At 54.4% G+C, this 19,498-nt stretch carries 11 protein-coding genes; 10 read left to right on the top strand and 1 reads right to left on the bottom strand.

Features of this window, described 5'->3' with window-relative positions:
- The first annotated feature begins 18 nt into the window (after nucleotides 1-18).
- The 8 genes from ACI1P1_RS08755 (at nucleotide 19) to ACI1P1_RS08720 (ending at nucleotide 14,232) form a co-directional block, all read left to right on the top strand.
- On the top strand, nucleotides 19-2,331 hold the full coding sequence (locus ACI1P1_RS08755; RefSeq protein WP_416215994.1) for a helix-turn-helix domain-containing protein: 2,313 nt from the start codon (nucleotides 19-21) through the stop codon (nucleotides 2,329-2,331).
- Nucleotides 2,328-3,809 carry an extracellular solute-binding protein gene (locus ACI1P1_RS08750; protein ID WP_416215993.1) on the top strand — a complete coding sequence of 494 codons (1,482 nt, stop codon included), beginning with the start codon at nucleotides 2,328-2,330 and terminating at the stop codon, nucleotides 3,807-3,809. Before ACI1P1_RS08755 ends, ACI1P1_RS08750 begins: the two co-directional genes overlap by 4 nt.
- Nucleotides 3,810-4,034: 225 nt before the next feature.
- Nucleotides 4,035-5,000 (top strand): ABC transporter permease, encoded by a 966-nt coding sequence (locus tag ACI1P1_RS08745; protein WP_416215992.1) that lies wholly within the window; start codon nucleotides 4,035-4,037, stop codon nucleotides 4,998-5,000.
- Between the two features lie 33 nt (nucleotides 5,001-5,033).
- Nucleotides 5,034-5,906 (top strand): carbohydrate ABC transporter permease, encoded by an 873-nt coding sequence (locus ACI1P1_RS08740; RefSeq protein ID WP_416215991.1) that lies wholly within the window; start codon nucleotides 5,034-5,036, stop codon nucleotides 5,904-5,906.
- 101 nt (nucleotides 5,907-6,007) lie between these two features.
- Nucleotides 6,008-7,552, top strand: coding sequence for an extracellular solute-binding protein (locus tag ACI1P1_RS08735; protein ID WP_416215990.1), 1,545 nt, complete (start codon nucleotides 6,008-6,010; stop codon nucleotides 7,550-7,552).
- Between the two features lie 159 nt (nucleotides 7,553-7,711).
- Nucleotides 7,712-11,341: a response regulator gene (locus ACI1P1_RS08730; RefSeq protein WP_416215989.1), complete on the top strand. Its 3,630-nt coding sequence runs from the start codon at nucleotides 7,712-7,714 to the stop codon at nucleotides 11,339-11,341.
- Between the two features lie 16 nt (nucleotides 11,342-11,357).
- Nucleotides 11,358-12,224: a CheR family methyltransferase gene (locus ACI1P1_RS08725; RefSeq protein ID WP_416216227.1), complete on the top strand. Its 867-nt coding sequence runs from the start codon at nucleotides 11,358-11,360 to the stop codon at nucleotides 12,222-12,224.
- A gap of 25 nt (nucleotides 12,225-12,249) precedes the next feature.
- Entirely contained in the window at nucleotides 12,250-14,232 is a 1,983-nt protein-coding gene (locus ACI1P1_RS08720; protein WP_416215988.1) for a response regulator, read from the top strand.
- Nucleotides 14,233-14,476: 244 nt separating this feature from the next.
- Here the strand turns inward: ACI1P1_RS08720 and ACI1P1_RS08715 are convergent, their stop codons facing one another.
- The gene (locus ACI1P1_RS08715; protein WP_416216226.1) at nucleotides 14,477-15,931 is read right to left on the bottom strand and encodes a SpoVR family protein; all 1,455 of its coding nucleotides are present in this window, start codon (nucleotides 15,929-15,931) and stop codon (nucleotides 14,477-14,479) included.
- A gap of 200 nt (nucleotides 15,932-16,131) precedes the next feature.
- Between ACI1P1_RS08715 and ACI1P1_RS08710 the strand changes: the two genes are divergently transcribed.
- Complete coding sequence (locus ACI1P1_RS08710) at nucleotides 16,132-17,952, top strand: sensor histidine kinase (RefSeq protein WP_416215987.1); 1,821 nt, start codon at nucleotides 16,132-16,134, stop codon at nucleotides 17,950-17,952.
- A complete protein-coding gene (locus ACI1P1_RS08705) occupies nucleotides 17,949-19,448 on the top strand; it encodes a response regulator transcription factor (RefSeq protein WP_416215986.1) in 1,500 nt (499 codons plus the stop codon). Before ACI1P1_RS08710 ends, ACI1P1_RS08705 begins: the two co-directional genes overlap by 4 nt.
- The last annotated feature ends 50 nt before the right edge of the window (nucleotides 19,449-19,498 follow it).

Raw genomic sequence — 19,498 nt, 5'->3', positions numbered from 1 at the left:
AGAGCAGGAGGAACCAGGGTGAGCAAATATTTGCTGCGTCTTCTTTCATTCAGTCTTCTACTGGGGGTGCTCCCTGCCGTAATCATCGGAATCGCCTCCTATACCATCGCCTCCGAGAACGTGGAGAGTAAGGTCAAGGAGGTAAATATGCAGTGGCTGACCCAAACCCAAATGCGCATAGAGCAAATGCTGCGGTCTGTGGAAAAATCCGCCACGCAGTTTGCCAACTCCTCTCTTGTAAAGGCTTCCATGGCGATGTCCTACGATATTACCGATTTCGAAGCCATCCGCGAATTGACGGAAGGGCTTTACAACCTGCAATCCAGCGATGTAGTTATTACCCAGGCCTATCTGGTGAATCTGGAGCGCAGCTGGGCGCTGAGTCTGAACACCTTGAAGCCTTTGCAGGAAATGGAGAATGTCGGGGAATTTATGGATTATGCCGCCTCCCCCAAAAGCATCCTATGGCATGCAGGGACCCCCGCCACTAACGGAGAGGAGGGAGAAGGAACAGTGGAGACAGTTACGCTGGTCCACAAAATCCCCATCCTCCCCCAAACGGACAGGCCCCAGGGGCTGTTGGTGATCCGGGTCATGGCCTCGGATATTAATGAAGCCCTGAATTCCCCTGCTTCCACCAATTACAGCTATGTGCTGGACCGGGCGGGAACCGCCATTCTGGGCGGCGGTCAACCCCAGACTGCCTATGAGACCGTCAACCGGGCTGTCCTGGAAAAGCTCGGCGCCAATCCGGAGCAGCCGTCAGGTTTGTTCCATACCCGTATGGAGGGCAAGGAGGTGGCCGCTCTTTACCGGACCTCCGCCTACAACGGCTGGACCTATGTATCCCTGCTGTCCATTGAAGCCCTGCGGGCGGAGTCCCGGGCCATCGCCGAGATGACACTGGCCATGTGTGCGGCTATTCTGCTGGCTGTTTCGGCGGCTGCCCTCTATGGCTCACGCCGGATGTACCGGCCCATCCGCAAGCTGCTGGAGATGGTGACGGGCATCAAACGCTCTGCCCAGGAGGAGCCTCCCCGTCCGGGGCGGGATGAGCTGGAATATATCAAAACCAGTATCCAGTCCCTGGTGGTATCCCGGGACCGGGTGGAGCAGCAGATGCTGGGGCAGGCCAGCCATCTGAAGGAATTTTTTGTGCTGAAGCTGCTGACGGGCCAAATTACCGAAAACGACTATATCCTCCGCTCCGCTATGGAGGGATTCCCGGAGAAATGGAGTCATCTGGGGGTGCTAGCGCTGCAGGTAGATAACCTGCAGGACACCCGCTACAACGAGGAGGACCGGGAGCTTCTGCTGTATGCCGTAGGCAACATTGCCCAGGAGGTGCTGCCTGCCTCCAACCGGTTCCCGCCCATTACCGTGCAGTATTCCCAGGTCACCATTGTGGCGGTCCAGGCGGATACGCCAGAGGAGGCCAAAGCCGCCTTTTATACCTTCGCGGAAGCCGTCAAGCACCATGCCGGACAGGTGCTGCAACTGAAGGCCAGCATCGGCATCAGCAGCCCGTTCGCTGATATCCGGGAAACGGTCAAGGCCTATGGGGAAAGCCTCACCGCCCTGAAAGCCCGCATCCGGCTGGGGGCGGAAATGATCGTCCATTACGGCGACATCGAACCCCTTCCTCCGGCGGATTGTTATGAATATTCCCATCTCCGGGTGCTGGAGGAACGGCTGGTGTATGCCATCCGGGAAATGCAGGCGGCAAGCGCCTCGGAAATTCTCCGGCAGTACCTCAGCGCCATGCTGTTTAAGGAAGGAGCCTTCCATGCCCACCAGCCGCTGCTGCTGCAGCTTGCGTCACGGGTTCTGCAGATCGCCCAGGATCACGGGATTCCCTTAAGCGAGGTGCCCGGGGAGGAAGGGAAAGTGGAGAAGCTTTTCCATTTGCAAACCAGGGAGGAAATCATCCACTGGTTCGAATCCAGGCTGATCGCACCCCTGATCCGGATTCTATCCGAAAAAACCGACACCCAATATGTGAAAATCGCAGATAAGCTGGTGAAAATCATCCAGGAGCATTATCAGGAGGATATTAGCCTGGAATCCTGCGCCCAGCTGCTCAGCTACCATCCGGTGTATGTCAGCCGTATTTTCAAACGGGAAATCGGGGTGACCTTCAGTGAATATTTGTCGGATTACCGGATGAAAATGGCCAAGGTGCTGCTGGAAACCACCGATCTGAAGGTTTCGGAAATCGGGGAGCGGCTGCAGTACAAGAACATCAGCTCCTTTATCCGCAGCTACAAGAAGCTGTATGAGATCACCCCCGGCCAATACCGGGACAAAATGATGAGGGGGAGCGCCGAATGAACATCCGCCCTGCCGTGCTGTGCGGCCTGCTGCTGGTCTCCGGCACATTGGCCTCCTGCGGAAGCCGCTCTGATCCCGCCGCGGAAGGCAAGCCGTTTTATCTGACCATGGGCTTAAGCCTCACGGGTGAGCTTCCCCCCAAGAACAATATGGTGGAGCAGGCTATTGAGGAATACACCCAAACCGCTCTCCAGATCCAGTGGATTCCCTATTCCGCCTATGAGGAGAAGGTGCGGCTGATGATTGCCGCAGGGGAGCTTCCCAAGCTGATCAAGCTGGGCTACTCACCCACGATGATGTCCACGCTGAAGTCGGACCAATTCTGGGAAATTGGCCCCTATCTGCCGGAGTTTAAGGAATTGCAGGCAGTGGACCGCCGGTATTACGATAATATCTCCGTTGACGGAAGGGTTTACGGCATTCCGCTTTTCCGTGATTTGGGAAGGGCGGCCATTCAATACCGCAAGGACTGGTTTGACCGGCTGGGACTGGAGCTGCCTGTCACCCTGGAGGATTGGTACCGGGCCATCCGTGCTTTGACTCTGGAGGACCCGGACGGCAACGGCAGGCAGGATACCTACGGACTGGTGCTGGAGAAACGGTACAACCAGGATATCGGCTCCATTCTCACCCGAATCTCCGTTTCCCAAGGCGGTCCGGCCAAATGGAAGGTGGAGAACGGGCGTTTTACCCCGGAGTTCATGACCGAGCCTTTTTTTGAGACCATGAGGCTGTTCCGGCGGCTGTACCAGGAGAATTTGATCAACCGTGATTTTGCCATTACGGATACCATCGAAACCACCAAAATGTATGAATCCGGGCGTGCGGGACTGATGCTCTCGGGAGGCAACGCCCAAACGTGGCAGGATATGCTGGTCAAATCCTCACCCGGAGCTGTGGTGGACGTTGCTCCGCTGACCGGGCCGCAAGGTAGGCGTCTTCCGGGAGAACCGGGCAATGCAGGCTTCCTCGCCATTCCCAAGGATGCGGTGAAAACAGAAGACGAGGTCAAACAAATCCTCGGCTTTTTGAACCGGTTAATGGAGCCTGCCTTGCAGGCGCTGCTGATTAACGGTCTGGAAAACCGGCATTGGTCCCGGAAGGACGGGTATGCGGAAATGCTGGACCGGACGCTTCATCACAAGGAGGTGAAGCCCTACCGTGACATGCTGCCGCATCTGACGGAGGCGGAGGCGGATTGGAAGCGAAACCTGCAGCCGGATCTCTACCGCAAAAACCAGCGGATTGGCAGGGAGAATGAAGCTTATATTGTACCCAATCCTGCGTTGACCCTGGATTCCGGCACCTATGTGGAGCGGGGCAAGGAGCTGGAGCTCCTGATTACGGATGCCCAGACCAAATTTATTATGGGAAAGCTGGATGAAGCGGGTTGGCAGACCGAGCTGAACAAATGGAGGCAAGCCGGGGGCGACCGGATGATCAGGGAATATGAAGAGGCGTATGCCAAGAAGCAATAGGAGCAGCACGGCAGCGGTCCTGAGGGACCGGCTGCCGTTTTTTTGTCCGCATGGAGTTGATTGGGGCATATGTCCAGGTTGGCTGGGGGTTATCCGTGGCCATATTGCCCTCCGCAAGCATGAAGTTGGCTGCGCGTTATTGCCGGGCATCCCGGCAGCCCGCAATAATGGGGCCCAGGGACATACATAATGGCGAGACGAGACATCAAACGAGGAGGTTGCGAAATGAAGCAAGACGCTTACGCCCCGGCCGCAAGAGCGGCCGTTCCCGTCAAGCGGGGAAAGCTGGGTTTGCTGAGGAGGGATCTGCTCCGGGACAGGTGGCTGTATCTGATGCTGCTGCCCGGGGTGCTGTACTTCATTATCTTCAAATATGTGCCCATGTACGGGGTGACTATGGCCTTCCAGGACTACCGGCCCCATCTCGGTTTTTTTGACAGCCCTTGGGTAGGGCTGAAGCATTTCCAGCGTTTTTTTGCGGAGCCGCAATTCGGCATGCTGTTCCGGAATACGGTGATTCTGGCCGTATACAATATTGTGTTTTTCTTTCCGCTGCCAATTATCCTGTCCCTGATGTTAAACGAGGTGCGCCGTACCAAATTCAAAAGCTTCGTGCAGACCCTTGTTTACATTCCCCACTTCGTATCCTGGGTTGTGGTGGTGGGGATCTTCTACATTCTGCTTACCACGGAGAGCGGTATCTTGAACGAATTCCTGTACCGGATCACCGGCCGCAAAATCGCCTTCCTGCTGGAAGCGGAATGGTTCCGGACCATGATTATTACCCAATCCATCTGGAAAGAGGTAGGCTGGGGCACGGTTATCTTCCTGGCCGCTCTGGCCGGGGTGGACCTGCAGCAGTATGAGGCGGCAAGAATTGACGGGGCAGGCCGCTGGCGGCAGCTGTGGCATATTACCCTTCCCGCTATCCGCAGCACCATTGTGATTTTGCTTATTTTGCGGCTGGGCAACTTTATGGATTCCGGCTTTGAGCACATCTTCCTGATGCTGACTCCCACAAATCGGGAGGTAGGCGAAGTGTTCGACACCTATGTATATACCAAGGGCTTAACCCAGGCGCAGTACAGCTACAGCGCAGCGGTGGGGCTGTTCAAATCCGCTATCGGCCTGGCGCTGGTGCTGGGCTCCAACTGGATGGCCAAAAAATTCGGCGAGGAAGGCATCTATTGATGCCGGCCCCCAAGAAAGGACGGGAGCATAAACATGATTCATGATAAAACCCTGGGCAACCGGATCTTCGATATCATCAACCACATGCTGCTGCTTCTCATCGCCCTCATCTGTGTGCTGCCCTTTGTCTATGTGGTGGCCGTTTCCTTCGCCAGCCCTGCCGAGGTGGCCAAGGGCGGGCTTATCTTGTGGCCGAAGGAATGGTCTCTGGCCTCATATCGGTATATTTTTTCTACGGACACGCTGTTCCGAAGCATGCTGGTCTCCATTTACATCACCGTCGTGGGCACCTTCATCAACCTGCTGTTCACCTCTCTGATGGCTTACCCGCTGGCCAAAACCCAGCTCCGGGGTCGGCAAATCATTCTCCTGGGTGTGTTGTTCACCATGCTGTTCGGCGGCGGGATGATTCCCACCTACTTTGTGGTGAAGGCCCTGCATCTGACCAATTCCCTGTGGGCCCTGATGATCCCCAGCGCCATCAGCGCGTTTAACCTGATTGTCTTGAAGAATTTCTTCCAGAACATTCCGGACGGCCTGGAGGATTCCGCGCGGATCGACGGCTGCAATGATGTGGGGGTGCTGTTCCGGATCGTGCTGCCCTTGTCGCTTCCGGCTATGGCCACCTTCGGGCTTTTCTACGCGGTGGGGCACTGGAACCAATTCTTCAATGCCATCCTGTACATCAATGATAACCGGATGTGGCCCATTCAGGTGCTGCTCCGTGAAATCGTCATCCTGGCCCAAAGCAGCATCGGGGACACCACCATCGACAGTGCAGATATCCAGCCGCTGACCATCCGGATGGCCGTTATTGTCTTCGCGACCATCCCGATTTTGATGGTGTACCCGTTCCTCCAGAAGCACTTCGCCAAGGGCGTAATGTTGGGTTCGGTCAAAGGCTGACCGTAACCCGCAACCGGCTTCACCGCTATGAATCCCGTGCCGGCACAACGGCGTGGCGCTGACATAGACATCCAATTCTATTGTAAAGGGGCAGCAAAAAAATGAAGAAACAAGCAGCATTATTGGTAGGCACCGCCATGCTGGCATCCACGGTCCTGTCGGCCTGCGGCGGATCGGACGAACCGGCCTCCGTTGCCGGAAGCCCAACAGCCGCAAGCCCGGGGGCAAGCAGCCAGCCGGTTAAGGAGGAAAAGCCGTTTGACCTGACCATCACGGTCAACCAGGTGGGCGAGGTGCCCGCCAAGGGTAATGCCCTGGAGCAGGCGCTGGCCAAGTACACCAATACCAATCTGAGCTTTCAGTGGATTCCCACCTCCGCCTATGACGAAAAAATCAATGTTATGATCGCCTCCAATGAGCTGCCCAAGCTGCTCAAGGTCAACTATGTGCCCACCATCATCAATGCTATGAGGTCCGATGTATTCTGGGAAATCGGCCCGTATCTGAAGGATTACAAAAATTTGGCGGCCCAGCCTCAGGCCTATTACGACAATATCAAAGCCGACGGCAAGCTCTACGGCATTCCCATCTTCCGGGATATGGGCCGGGCTGTGGTCCACTACCGCAAGGATTGGATGGATGCCGCCGGGTTGAAGCTCCCCAAAACCCTGGATGACTGGTACGCCATATTCAAGGCCATGGGAGACGGAGACCCGGACAAAAACGGTAAGAAGGATACCTACGGCTATCTGCTGGATAAGGCCTACAATCAGGGGACAGGCTCCACCCTCACCCGTTTTGCCGTGGCGCAGGGCGGTCCGAACAAATGGAAGGTGGATGACAAGGGCAATTTTACCCCCGAGTTCATGACCGATGAGTTCTTCAATACCATGAAGCTGTTTAAGCGCCTGTACCAGGAAAATCTGATCAACCAGGATTTTGCCGTTGTTGAGGCTTCCACTAACGACAAGGCGTATGAGTCCGGCCGGGTGGCCTTCCGGATTTCCGGGGGCAATGCCCAGTCCATGCTGACGAACCTGATCAAGGTGGTGCCTACGGCACAGATGGACGCAGCTCCCCTGGAGGGTCCGAACGGCATTCGGGTTCCTGCCGAAAGCGGCAACGCGGGCATTCTGACCATCCCCAAGTCCTCCGTGAAGAACGAAGCGGAGCTGAAGCGGGTGCTGAGTTTCCTTGATAAGCTGCTGGACAAGGAAATGGTCTATCTGCTGAACAAGGGCATTGAGGGCAAGCATTACAAGATCGACGGCAACTTCACTGTTTCATTGGATAAGGACGCCGACGCCAAGGAAGTGAAGCCGTACCGGGATACGCTGATCCAGCGGGGCGACAACTACAATATGGATAAAGTGACGAAGGATACGGACCTGTTCCTGAAGAACAAAAAAATCGTCACGGAAAATGACAAGTTTATCGTCAACAATCCTGCATTGACATTGGTCTCCACCATCTACACCGAACGGGGCAAAGAGCTGGAGCAGATGATTACGGATGCCGAAACCAAGTTCATTATGGGCAAAATCGATGAGGCCGGCTGGAAAGCGGAAATCGACAAGTGGAAAAAAGCCGGCGGCGACAAGCTGATGGAGGAATATAAGGCGGATTACCTGAAGACCAAAAAATAAAAAGGCTTTCTTGAAAAAAGAGGCTGTCCCTTGCCAAATCAACGGCGAAGGGGCAGCTTTGTCCTGTTATATGAACAGTCTACGAAATAAGATTGTCGCCTTTCCCCCCAACATCTATAATAGCTAGTAGAAAAAGTCTACCAGGAGAGGAAAGTGGGCATGTTCCGCAAAGGCAGATTTACGATACGCTCCAAAATGATTGTCGGCTACATGATCATCCTGTTATTCCTGGGATCGGCGCTGCTTTTGCTAAACAATCAAATTGCTTCCCTGCAGCGGGCGATTGAATTTATAACCGAGCACGACATTGCGGTTCATAACCTGGCGAACCAGGTGGAGAAGCATGTTATTGATATGGAAACCGGGCAGCGGGGATACATTATCGCAGGCGATGAAGCTTATCTGGAGCCTTATGTAACCGGCAAGACCCAGTGGCCGCTGGATTATGAGGAATTATCCGCGATGGTGGAGGATAATCCCGGGCAGCAGCGGAAGCTGCAGCTGATTAAGTCGGGAATCGAGGAGTGGATCAAAACAGCCGGAGAACCCACAATTGCTTTTAAGCGGGAGGGGGATACCGCCAGCCTTCAGAATTTTTTCAAGGTTGATGCGGGCAAACAAATTATCGATCCCCTCCGCAAGCAATTGGAGGATTTCCGCCAGTCCGAGCTGGCCTTGACCCAGGAGCGGGTCTCCGGTCTGAATGGGCAGAATACGGGCTTGCAGCTGGCCCTGACCATTATTTTTGCTCTCATTGTGGTAATTTCCATCATTACGGGCACCATGCTGTCTAATTCCATTGTCAAAACCATCAAGGATGTTATCGGAGCCATCACCGAAATTGCTAAGGCGGACGGCGCCCAGACGGGCAAACGGATTGTCACGAACACCCGGGATGAAGTGAAGGATTTGAGCGATGCCACCAACCTGCTCCTGGAGAGCCAGGAGAGGCAGAATTGGCTGCAGACCGGGATAACCGAGGTGGCCACCTCTTATCAGGGGCAGTCCGACATTTCCCCGCTGGCACAAGTCCTTGTCCGGAAGCTGGCAGAGCTGCTGGGTGCAGGCTTCGGGGTGTTCTATCTCCGTTCCGGCGACAAGCTGGTGAAATATGCTTCTTACGCTGCCAACGGGGATGACCCGGGAATGGAAAGCTTCCGGATGGGGGCAGGACTGATCGGCCAAAGCGCCGCCGAAAACCGGATATGTCTGCTGGAGCAGGTTCCGGACCACCACATTCAGATTACTACCGGATTGGGGGCATCCAACCCCAACAGCATTCTGATTGTGCCCATTGAACATGAAGGCCGTGTTTACGGTGTCCTGGAATTTGCATCCTTTGCCGTGTTTACGTCCCAGCACCGGAAGCTTGCGGAGCAAACCCGCAGCACAATTGGAATGATGATTAATAATGTGCTGAACCAGATGGAGGTCAAACGCCTGTTGGAGGAATCCCAAGCCATGTCCGAGGAGCTGCAGCAGCAGACCGAGGAATTGACGGCACAGTCGGAAGAATTGATGGCCCAGCAGGATGAATTGAAGACGGCCAACGACTCTCTCCGCCAGTCAGAGATGCGCTTGAAGCTTCAGCAGGAGGATCTGGAAACCAACAATGAGGAGCTGACCAAACGATCCGACCAGCTTCTCCAGAATGCGCGGCGGATGCAGGAAACGAATGTGCGCATTGAAGAGCAGAAGACGCTTCTGGAGCAGCAGGCGAACGATTTGATGACCGCCTCCCGCTATAAGTCCGAATTCCTGGCGAATATGTCCCATGAGCTCCGTACCCCGCTGAACAGCCTGCTTATCTTGTCCCAGCTGCTGGCGGAGAACCGGGAGGGCAATCTGCAGACGAAGCAGATTGAGTTCGCATCCACCATTCATTCGGCAGGAAGCGATCTGCTGCGGCTGATTGATGAAATTCTCGATTTGTCCAAGATCGAATCGGGGCAGATGAACATTGAGCTTGAGCCGGTTTCCTGGGATGAAATCCTGGGCAGCCTGGAGCGCAGCTTCCATACCCTGGCGGAGAAGAAGAATATTGATTTTCTCTTAGAGCTGGAGGAAAGTCTGCAGACGCAGAAGTTGGTAACGGACTCCCACCGTCTGCTGCAGATCTTGAAGAATCTGCTCTCCAATGCGTTCAAATTCACCAACCAGGGCCAGATACAGCTCCAGATTGGCAGTGCAGAAGGAAAGAACGGGGAGCCAGAGATCTCGTTCAGCGTAACCGACACCGGAATTGGTATTGCCGAGGAGAAAAAGGCGATTATCTTCGAAGCCTTCCAGCAGGCGGACGGGTCAACCAGCCGCAAGTATGGGGGGACCGGCTTGGGTCTGACCATCAGCCGGGATCTGGCTCTTCTATTGGGCGGGCGCATCGAGGTGGAGAGCCGGGAAGGGGCCGGCAGCCACTTCACACTATATCTGCCTGTGGCTCCCAAGGCAGGAAGTACACAATCCATGAAGGAAATTGCTGTTGCGGCTGTGGATGAAGCACCTGCTCCAGCCCTCCTGCCAGCGCCTGATGTGCTGGCTCCGCTCCAACCGGAGGCAAACCAGGAATGGGTAGGGGCGGAGGACTTGCCCGATGACCGTCATGACCTGCAGCCGGAAGACCGGGTGATGCTGATTATTGAGGATGATAAGCGTTTTGCCAAGATTCTTTTGGATCAGATCCGCGAGCGGAGGTTTAAGGGCATCGTTGCGCTTCAGGGAGACAAAGGGCTGGCGTTAGCCAATAGGTATAAGCCGGATGCCATCATTCTGGATATTGAGCTGCCCGTTATCGACGGCTGGTCCGTGCTGGAGCGGCTGAAGCAGCAGCCGGAATTGCGCCACATTCCTGTCCATGTAATTTCTATTGTGGATGAGGCGCAGCAGGGGCTGCTGAAGGGCGCTATCGCCTATTTGCAGAAGCCGGTTGACCGGCAGGGGCTGGATAACGCCCTGTCCCGGATCGAGCATTTCCTGGACCGCTCCGTCAAACGCCTGCTGATCGTAGAGGATGATGAGGTACTGCGGGACAGTATGGTCCATCTGATGGAGCATGATGATGTCATCATCAAAGCGGTATCCTCGGGTCAAGAGGCATTGGACGAGCTGGAGCAGAGCCATTATGATTGTATGGTGCTGGACCTCGGTCTGGGGGATATCTCCGGCTTCGAAATTCTGGACCGGATCCGGCAGAGGGAGGAGCTCCGACAGCTCCCGATTATTATCTACACCGGCAGGGAGCTGGACCGCAAGGAAGAACTCGAAATCCGCAAATATGCAGAGAGCATCATTATCAAGAATGTTAAATCCGAGGAGCGGTTGTTCGACGAAACGGCGCTGTTCCTGCACCGTGTTGAAGCCCATTTGCCGGAAAACCGCCGGCTCATTCTCAAGAAGCTGTATAAGGACGAGGATCTGTTCCGGGGTAAACGCATTTTACTTGTGGAGGACGATATCCGCAACATCTTCGCACTGACGAATGTGCTGCAGTCCCATCACTTGAACGTAACCTTTGTTGAAAATGGAAAAGAGGCTCTTGAGCAGCTGGAGAGGGATCCCGATTTCGATCTTATTCTGATGGATATCATGATGCCCGAACTGGACGGCTACCAGGCCATCAAGGCGATCCGGCAAATGCCAGAGCTGGACACGGTGCCGATTATCGCGCTTACCGCCAAGGCCATGAAGGAAGACCGGCAGCGCTGCATTGATATGGGGGCTTCCGATTATATCAGCAAGCCCATCGATATTGAAAAGCTGCTTTCCCTATTGAAGGTATGGCTATATAAGTAAAAGGAGGGGATGATTCATCCGACCCGATTACGACGTTGTCTACCCCCCGGATGAAGCGGAGACGGCCGGCAGTCACGAGAAGCTGGAAATCCAGCTGCTTCTGCAGGCCATTTATCAAGCCTACGGATACGATTTCCGGAATTACGCGTACGATTCCATCCGCCGCCGGATTCTGCATGCCATGCAGGTTATGGGGGAACGCACGATTTCCGGCTTCATCCCCCGCATTCTCCATGATCCGCGCCAGCTGTTTCTGCTTCTGGATTTGCTGATTGTCAGTGTCAGTGAAATGTATCGTGACCCATCCATGTTCAAGGAATTCCGGGAGAAGGTTATCCCGTTTCTGCGCACCTATCCGTACATCCGTATTTGGCATGCAGGGTGCTCCAGAGGTGAAGAGGTGCTGTCCATGGCGATCCTGCTGGAGGAGGAGGGGGTGTACGACAAGGCGCGCATCTATGCCACCGACATTGACGAAGGTGCGTTGACCTTGGCCCGGGAAGGACAGTACCCCCTCTCCATTATGGAGAAGTTTGCCGTTAATTACCGGCTTGCGGGAGGAACCCGTGATTTCTCCGAGTATTATACGGTGGAGCATAACGAGGCCAGGTTCCGTCCAACGCTTCTGCGCAATGTGGTGTACGCCAGCCATAACCTGGTGACGGACCACTCCTTTAACGAATTCAACGTCATTATGTGCCGGAATGTGATGATTTACTTTGACCGCCAGCTCCAGAACCGCGTCCACCAGCTTTTCTATGACAGTCTGGCCATGTTCGGCTTTCTGTCGCTGGGCAGCCCGGAAACCGTCTCCAATTTTGCAGGTTCGGATTGTTATGAACCTATTAACGAGAAAGAAAAGCTCTACCGGAGAATCAAATAAGTGATAGAGATGAGGGAGAATCCCATTGGAGAGCGATAATTCCGTCAATATTTTGCTGGTGGATGACCACCCTGAGAACCTGCTGGCTCTCGAGGCTGTATTGGCGGACGAACCCTACAGGCTGATTCGTGCGAATTCAGGCTCTGAAGCGCTGAAATGTCTGCTGCGGGATGAAATTTCACTGATCCTGCTGGATGTGCAAATGCCTGATATGGACGGCTTCGAAACCGCCCGGCATATTCAAGCCTATGAACGGTCCCGGCATATCCCGATTATATTCTTAAGCGCCACCAGTAAGGATGCCATCCATCTTTCCGCAGGTTATTCTGCCGGTGGCATTGACTATATGGTGAAGCCCTTTGTTCCCCAAATTCTGAAGGCGAAGGTGCAGGCTTTTGTCCGGCTCTTCAAAATGCAGCTGAGGCTGCAGCACCAAACCGCCCAGCTGACCCAAGCCAATGAGGCCTTGGTACAGGCGACGGAGCAGCTGACCAAGGCGGAGGCCCAGGCCAGGATTGTGATGGAAACCTCCTTGGATACCGTTGTTGTGTTTGACCGCCGCGGGACGATTCTCCGGGTGAATCCGGCTGCAACAGAGCAATTCGGGTACACCTCCGACAATCTGGTCAACCGCCCGCTGTCCTTTTTACTGCCCGGGCTGGTGCAGTCTCCCTTTCAGGAGATGGCCGGGAAACGGTGGGAAACCGAGCTGTCGCGGCAGGATGGTTCCGAGTTCCCTGCAGAAATTCAGCTGGGGTATTCCACGGACGGAGGTCTTTTGTTTGCCTGCAGCATCCGTGACATCACGGAGCGGCGTAAAGCGGAAGAGGCCTTGATCCAGGCGAAGGAAGCTGCCGAACGGGCTTCCTCCTCCAAGTCAGGCTTGTTTGCCTTTTTGAGCCATAAAATCCGAGATCCCCTGAGCGGGGTGACAGGCATGATGGATCTTCTGATGGAGTCCGGTCTGGAGCCGGAGCAGCGGAAGCTTGCAGACATGATCATGCAAAGCGGCAATGCGATGGTGTCGATCATGAACAATCTGCTTGATTATTCCAGGCTGGAATCCGGAGGAATGGAGCTGGAGGAGGAGGCCTTTTCTCTCCGGGGCTGTCTGGAGCAGGTCAGAGATATTTTTGCAGGCCAGCTGAAGGCTCAGCAATTGGATTTTGTGGTGATGATGGACCCCGAGCTGCCAGCCGCTGTGTTGGGTGATGCGGCGCGGCTGCGGCAGATTCTGATCCATGTGGTAGGAAATGCTGTAAAATTTACGAATAATGGGGGAGTTTATGTTTTCGTGCTGCAAACCGCCCGCACCGAAAACAGCGTAACTGCTGAGTTCCTGGTGAAAGACACCGGCATCGGGATTCCTCCGAATAAGGCGGATCTGCTGCTAAACTCCTTCGCCCAAGGGGAGGATTCCCACGGAAGGATAAACAACGGCGCCGGACTTGGCCTTCCCATTGCCAAGTCACTGGCGGAGATGATGGGCGGTTCTATCCGCATTGAAGCCCCCGGAGAGCCAGGCGCACTGGTGGCCGTCCAGGTGGTATTCCGTTTGTGCAGCTCTGCCGAGGCCAGCCTGCTGGATTTGGATCAAGCCATCCATCTGGCGGACGTAAAGGCCCTTGTGCCGATGCAGCCCCAGCAGATTCTGGTGGTGGATGACCGGGAGCTGGACCGGAGCCTCCTGCAGCATATGCTGCGGCATCTGGGCCATTCCGTGGAGCTTGTCCGTAACGGGGAAAAAGCCTTGCAGGCACGTGCTTCGGGCCGGAGCTATGACCTGGTGATTGTGGATATCCATCAGCCGGACTCCCATGTAACCGAACTGGGCAGACGTTTGCAGCAGACAAGTCCCCCGGACGGGAATGAGACGCTGATTGCCCTAACCGATGATTCAAGCAAGGAACAGGAGAGGGCATGTATGGAGGCGGGTTTTGCTGAGATTATCCGCAAGCCTATCCGCATGGAAGGACTGCGCCAGCTTATCTTGCGGCATACCACCTAAGGCCAGGGGGAGAATGAAGCAGCTGCTGACACAGAGGACGTTATTCTCGCTAAAGTCCGTCCGCATAGGGATGATTCGTCTATTTAACAGCTTCTGAGTCCGCGTAAAATAAGAAAAGACCGTTTTTCCGCTATAATAGCGGCCAACTGTCCGTTGGAGCCACACCAAAAAAAAGCTGGCCAGAAAACTTCCATGTTTCTGGTCAGCTTTTCTATTTGGGGGCTTTTTGGACAGCCTCTTCTATCTACAAAAACTTCCTGTTATTCTTCTTGCCGTCGAAGGTGAAAAGCACCGGTTTATCCTCCACCACGCTCTCCAGATGGATGGTTTTGCCCCAGAGCCGGTACACATAAGGTAAGGTACGCTCCACATACTTCAAATCCAGCTCCACACCCTCATACATATGCTTCAGGAACAGCTCCCCGTTCCCAGTGTGATTCCCGTCGGTGATTACCAGATAAGGAAAACCCCCGTTGACTCTTGCATACACCAGCTGATCGCGGATATGCTCCCAGGTTTTGTCGGTGATTTTCCATTCGACGCCCTTCTTCTCGAATACATACAGATCCAGATCCTCCACCAGCTGTTTGGTCAGGTAGTTGCGGATGAAGGAGGTATCGGAGTCAAATTCCCGCACTTCAAAAATCTTCGCCCGGCCTTGGCCAGGCTTCCGTCCGAACCGCCGGATATCCTCTTCACTGGGTTCATCCCAGCGCTTCTCAATGTCCTCCAGGATTTTCAACCCCAAATAATACGGGTTCAAACTGTTCCGGGAGGGCTGCACCACACCCGAATTCAGCTTGGAGTATTCGATGGTCTCTTCGCTGGTCAGATCAAGCTCCCGGAGAATCCGCTGGTGCCAGTAGGAGGCCCAGCCTTCATTCATAATTTTCGTCTCCATCTGGGGCCAGAAGTAGAGCATCTCATCCCGCAGCATGGTGAGAATATCCCGCTGCCAAGGCTCCAGGATCGGAGAATACTCTTGAATGAACCAGAGGATATCCTTTTCCGGCTTAGGGGGAAACCGTTTGGGCTTATCCTCCGCCGCGGCATCCCCTTCCGTCTCCAGCTCCCACAAATCCTCGTAGCCGGTGGTTTTGACGAATGCCTCCTCCGCCTGATCCATAATTCCGTCGCCGTCCATATCATACCGGTTGGGACGGTAAGGACGTACCAGGTCCGGGTCCACATGCTCCTGGATAGCCAGCACCGCATCGATAAACTGCTCTACCCGGTCGGTGCCGTATTTGATCTCGTAGGACCGTATCCGCTCGGCCGTGGCCGACATGCTCTCCACCATGTTCCGGTTGGTTTTGGAGAAGCGGGCATTGTTCTTGAAGAAGTCGCAGTGGGCCAGCACGTGGGCGACAATCAGCTTGTTCTGGATGAGAGAGTTGCCGTCCAGGAGAAAGGCGTAGCAGGGGTTGGAGTTGATCACCAGCTCATAAATTTTGGAGAGGCCGAAGTCGTATTGCGTCTTCATCCGGTGGAACGTCTTCCCGAAGCTCCAGTGGCTGAAGCGGGTGGGCATACCGTACGCGCCGAAGGTATAGATGATATCCGCCGGGCAAATTTCGTACCGCATGGGGTAAAAGTCCAGGCCAAAGCCTGTGGCGATTTCGGTAATTTCGGCGATCGAACGCTCCAGTGCGTTGATTTCATCCTGGTGCAAGGTGGGTTCCCTCCTTAGGCGGTTCATGTTACCGGTTGAATACAGCCCGCAGGGGGCTGTGAATTTCAAAAATCGGGTTCGTAACATTTTTATGTTTGCGCTGTTGCTGATATGCACATGGCAGGAGGGGCCTTCGGGAACTGCCGGTGAACGGGGGCGGGATATTGTACAAACCATCATCCTGTGCGAAAATGTAAGGGCATACTTCCAAATAAAGGGTGGGTTCTATGCGCGACATTGTAGTCCGGCTGCTTCGGCGGCGGTTCACCTTCAGCACCAAGCTCATCCTCATTCTCGTTGCCGTCAATCTCGGCATCTCCGGAATAACAGGCCTCATTACCTATCGGGTTCATTTGACGCTATTCAACGAAGAGCTGAGCCGCCAGTACAGCATGCAGAATCAGCAGGTGCTGGCCCGGCTGGATTCGCGAATCAAGGATATATACCGCATTTCGGAGTACATCATCTTCAACCCCATGGTCAAGGAGCTTGTCAGCGGGGTGGAGGAGAGTACAAGCTCCTACGAACGGTTTATGCTGGAGCATGAGCTGGAGGAGCAGCTGCGTCAGGTGCGGCTAGATGCACCGGAGATTATCGCCATCCGGATTTACGATTTGAAGAACAATATGTTTAATCTGGGCACGTACGCGGGCTCCTTCCAGCAGCTTGACCCGGGTTTTCTGAATGAAACCATCGGCCAATTAGGGGAAACAAGCGGGGAATATATTTGGCGTGGGGTTGGAGAGGAGCAGTTTTTTCAGGATTATGCCTACAAAAATTGGGTGTTAGCCGCGCGGCTTATGCGGTCAACGGAGCTGGACACCTATGGCGTGATGCTGATCCTGCTTAACACATCCTTGTTCGAGACCTACTTGAAGGACTTGCGCCAGCTTGGCGACACGGAGACCTACTTATACGATTCCAACGGGGCCATGCTCTATCATTCAACGGAATCCGGAGTGCAGCAGGAAATCATCCTGCCTCCTATGGAGGACCGGGGAGATCTCATTGTCCAAGAGGACGGGGGGTCCTATCTGTACACCAAGCAGATATCCGATAAGGTCAACTTTACCTTGGTCAGCCGTGCTTCCTTGAGGGAGATTCACCACCGCAGCCAGCTGATCCTGAAGGTGGCGGTTATGTCGGCTATCGCCAGCATCCTGCTTTTCTGGTTAATTATTACCATTATCAGCAAACGGCTGCTGAGTCCGCTCAAGAGTCTGGTCAAAGCGATGACACTGGTGCGTACGGGCAAGTTTGATACGCGGGTGGATATCCGTTCAAGGGATGAGCTTGGATTTATCGGAGACCGCTTTAACCAGATGACGGAGCAGATCGACACCCTCATCCGCGAGGTTTATCAACGGGAATTAAGCGAGAAGGAAGCGGAATTAAAGGCGATCCAGGCACAGCTGAACCCACATTTTTTATACAATTCACTGGGGATGTTCTTCTGGAGATTCTATTCTCTTGGTGATGAGGAAGCAGCACAGCTAGTGAATTCATTATCCGAGATGCTGCAGTATACATTGGAGCCTGCGGGACGGTTAACAACACTGCGGGATGAGCTGAAGCAGATTGATCATTACCTGAGCATACAGAAGGCCAGGCACAAGGAAGTGCTGACGGCGGAAATTGATGTCCCGGAGGAGCTGTACGACTGCAGGATCATCCGGCTGCTTATACAGCCTGTCGTCGAGAACGTATTCGTACATGCCTTCCGGGATAAAAAAACCGGACATCACCTCACCCTCAGAGGGTACAGGGAAACAGGCACGGACCAGAGTATATCCTTCCTCGTGCTGGATATTGAAGACAACGGCTGCGGCATGACGGAAGAAACCATTCGCAGCATCCTCCTGCCTGAGCCTTCATTGGCCCATCAATCAAGCGAACGCGAAGGCATCGGCCTGAGCAGTGTTGTCCGGCGGATTGAGCTGATGCACGGCAAACCATACGGTATTCAGATTCTCTCCACACCTGGGTTGGGAACGAAGATAAGGCTGCGGCTGCCGGACAAGACGGAATGGGAGGGCGGAAAGACATGATTGGAAAATTGCTTATCGTCGATGACGAGTCCTGGTGCCGGGACGGGCTGATGAAACTAATCGGCAACGAACAATTAGGCTGGGAGGTGGTCGGAGAAGCCTCGGATGGCGAGGAAGCCTTTGCTTTAATCGAAACCGTCAGCCCCGACCTTATCATTACCGATATCCGGATGCCGGTTGTGGACGGATTGATGTTAACCGAACGGCTTGCGAAAGCAGGAAGCGATATTATGGTCATCATACTGACAGGCTACCGGGACTTTGAGTATGCGCAGCTGGCGTTGCGTTACGGAGTGATGGAGTTTCTACTGAAGCCCATGTCGATTCCGGACACATGCCGCATTCTGCGTACCGCTTATGAACGCTTCAGGCAAAAACAGCTGGAAAAGAAGCTGCGGCTGCGGGAGAAACAACTCAATACGCTGCGCGCCGCCTTGTTCCGGCTGCCTTGTGATAAACAGGATTGGGATGAAATGAGCGGTTTACTGCGGGGATATGAGCTGTGGTTATTACAGGTGGAGAGCTTTTTTCCGGAGGGACGAAACTACCTTGAAAAGGATGTAAAGCTGCTCCATTACGCCATCTCGAATATTGCCGGGGAGCTGCTGCAGGTGCAGGATCAAGCCCGTAACAGTGTCTTTCTGTCTGTAAGCAGCGGAGAATGTATATTTCTGCTTGCACCCGGAGTGGTTGAACCCTACTGCGCCTCAGTGGCGGAAAATGTGAATGCGCTGCTTCATCTGAAGACGGGCTGGAGCTTCGGCGGGACCATGGATGAGCTGGAGCTGCTTGCAGATGGATACGCCGGGCTGCGGGGCACCGCACAAACCCAGAATCTGCAGGGGGATCACGATGCCGTCCGGTCCTTGGCCCTGCGGGAGAGCATATTGTCCGAGCTCATCATTGGGGATGTGGAAGAGGCACGGAGCAAGCTTACCGGGTTTATTCACCGTGCCGCCGGCCTTCCCCTCCAAACCTGCAAGATCGAAATCTATGCCATGGTAACGGCATTGTCCGATTTGCTGGCCATTGATTTTAAGCATTTGAAAGCGGAGGACTATGATGATTTACATCCGGGAGACCTTCTGTTGTTCACCGAGAATAAGCAAATTACCGAGTGGGCCGGGCATAAGGCGGAAACCTTCCTCCGGCTGTTCGAAGGCTGGCTTCAGGAGAAGCGGGATAATGTGGTCATTCGGGCAAAGCAGTATATTGAAACCCATTACCGGGAGCACTGTTCCCTGCAGGCCGTCTCCGCCCATGTCCATGTTACGCCCAATTATTTGAGCAACCTGTTCAAACGGGAGACGGGAATCGCCTTCAGCAATTATGTCAGCAGGCTGCGGGTGGAGAAGTCCAAGGCACTCTTGGCCTGCACCAAAATGCGGATGACGGAAATCGCCGAGCAGACCGGGTTTGATAATGCCAGCTACTTCACCACAGTGTTTAAGCAGTTTACTGGAATCTCACCAAGCGAATACAGGAAATCACAGTAACAAGGATACGGACCGGCGCGCGAATTGCGAAGACGGTCTTTTTTTATGGA

The organism is Paenibacillus mesotrionivorans (genome assembly GCF_046098205.1).
Taxonomy (GTDB): domain Bacteria; phylum Bacillota; class Bacilli; order Paenibacillales; family NBRC-103111; genus Paenibacillus_AR; species Paenibacillus_AR mesotrionivorans.
Note: the sequence above shows the minus strand (reverse complement) of the source record. Positions and strands in the feature narration are given on the sequence as shown.

What these genes read in the sequence shown, in the direction of transcription:
- ACI1P1_RS08705 (WP_416215986.1), top strand. Translation starts at nt 17,949, where the DNA reads ATGATTGGAAAATTGCTTATCGTCGATGACGAGTCCTGGTGCCGGGAC.
- ACI1P1_RS08730 (WP_416215989.1), top strand. Translation starts at nt 7,712, where the DNA reads ATGTTCCGCAAAGGCAGATTTACGATACGCTCCAAAATGATTGTCGGC.
- ACI1P1_RS08715 (WP_416216226.1), bottom strand. Translation starts at nt 15,931, where the DNA reads ATGAACCGCCTAAGGAGGGAACCCACCTTGCACCAGGATGAAATCAAC.
- ACI1P1_RS08745 (WP_416215992.1), top strand. Translation starts at nt 4,035, where the DNA reads ATGAAGCAAGACGCTTACGCCCCGGCCGCAAGAGCGGCCGTTCCCGTC.
- ACI1P1_RS08740 (WP_416215991.1), top strand. Translation starts at nt 5,034, where the DNA reads ATGATTCATGATAAAACCCTGGGCAACCGGATCTTCGATATCATCAAC.
- ACI1P1_RS08710 (WP_416215987.1), top strand. Translation starts at nt 16,132, where the DNA reads ATGCGCGACATTGTAGTCCGGCTGCTTCGGCGGCGGTTCACCTTCAGC.
- ACI1P1_RS08750 (WP_416215993.1), top strand. Translation starts at nt 2,328, where the DNA reads ATGAACATCCGCCCTGCCGTGCTGTGCGGCCTGCTGCTGGTCTCCGGC.
- ACI1P1_RS08735 (WP_416215990.1), top strand. Translation starts at nt 6,008, where the DNA reads ATGAAGAAACAAGCAGCATTATTGGTAGGCACCGCCATGCTGGCATCC.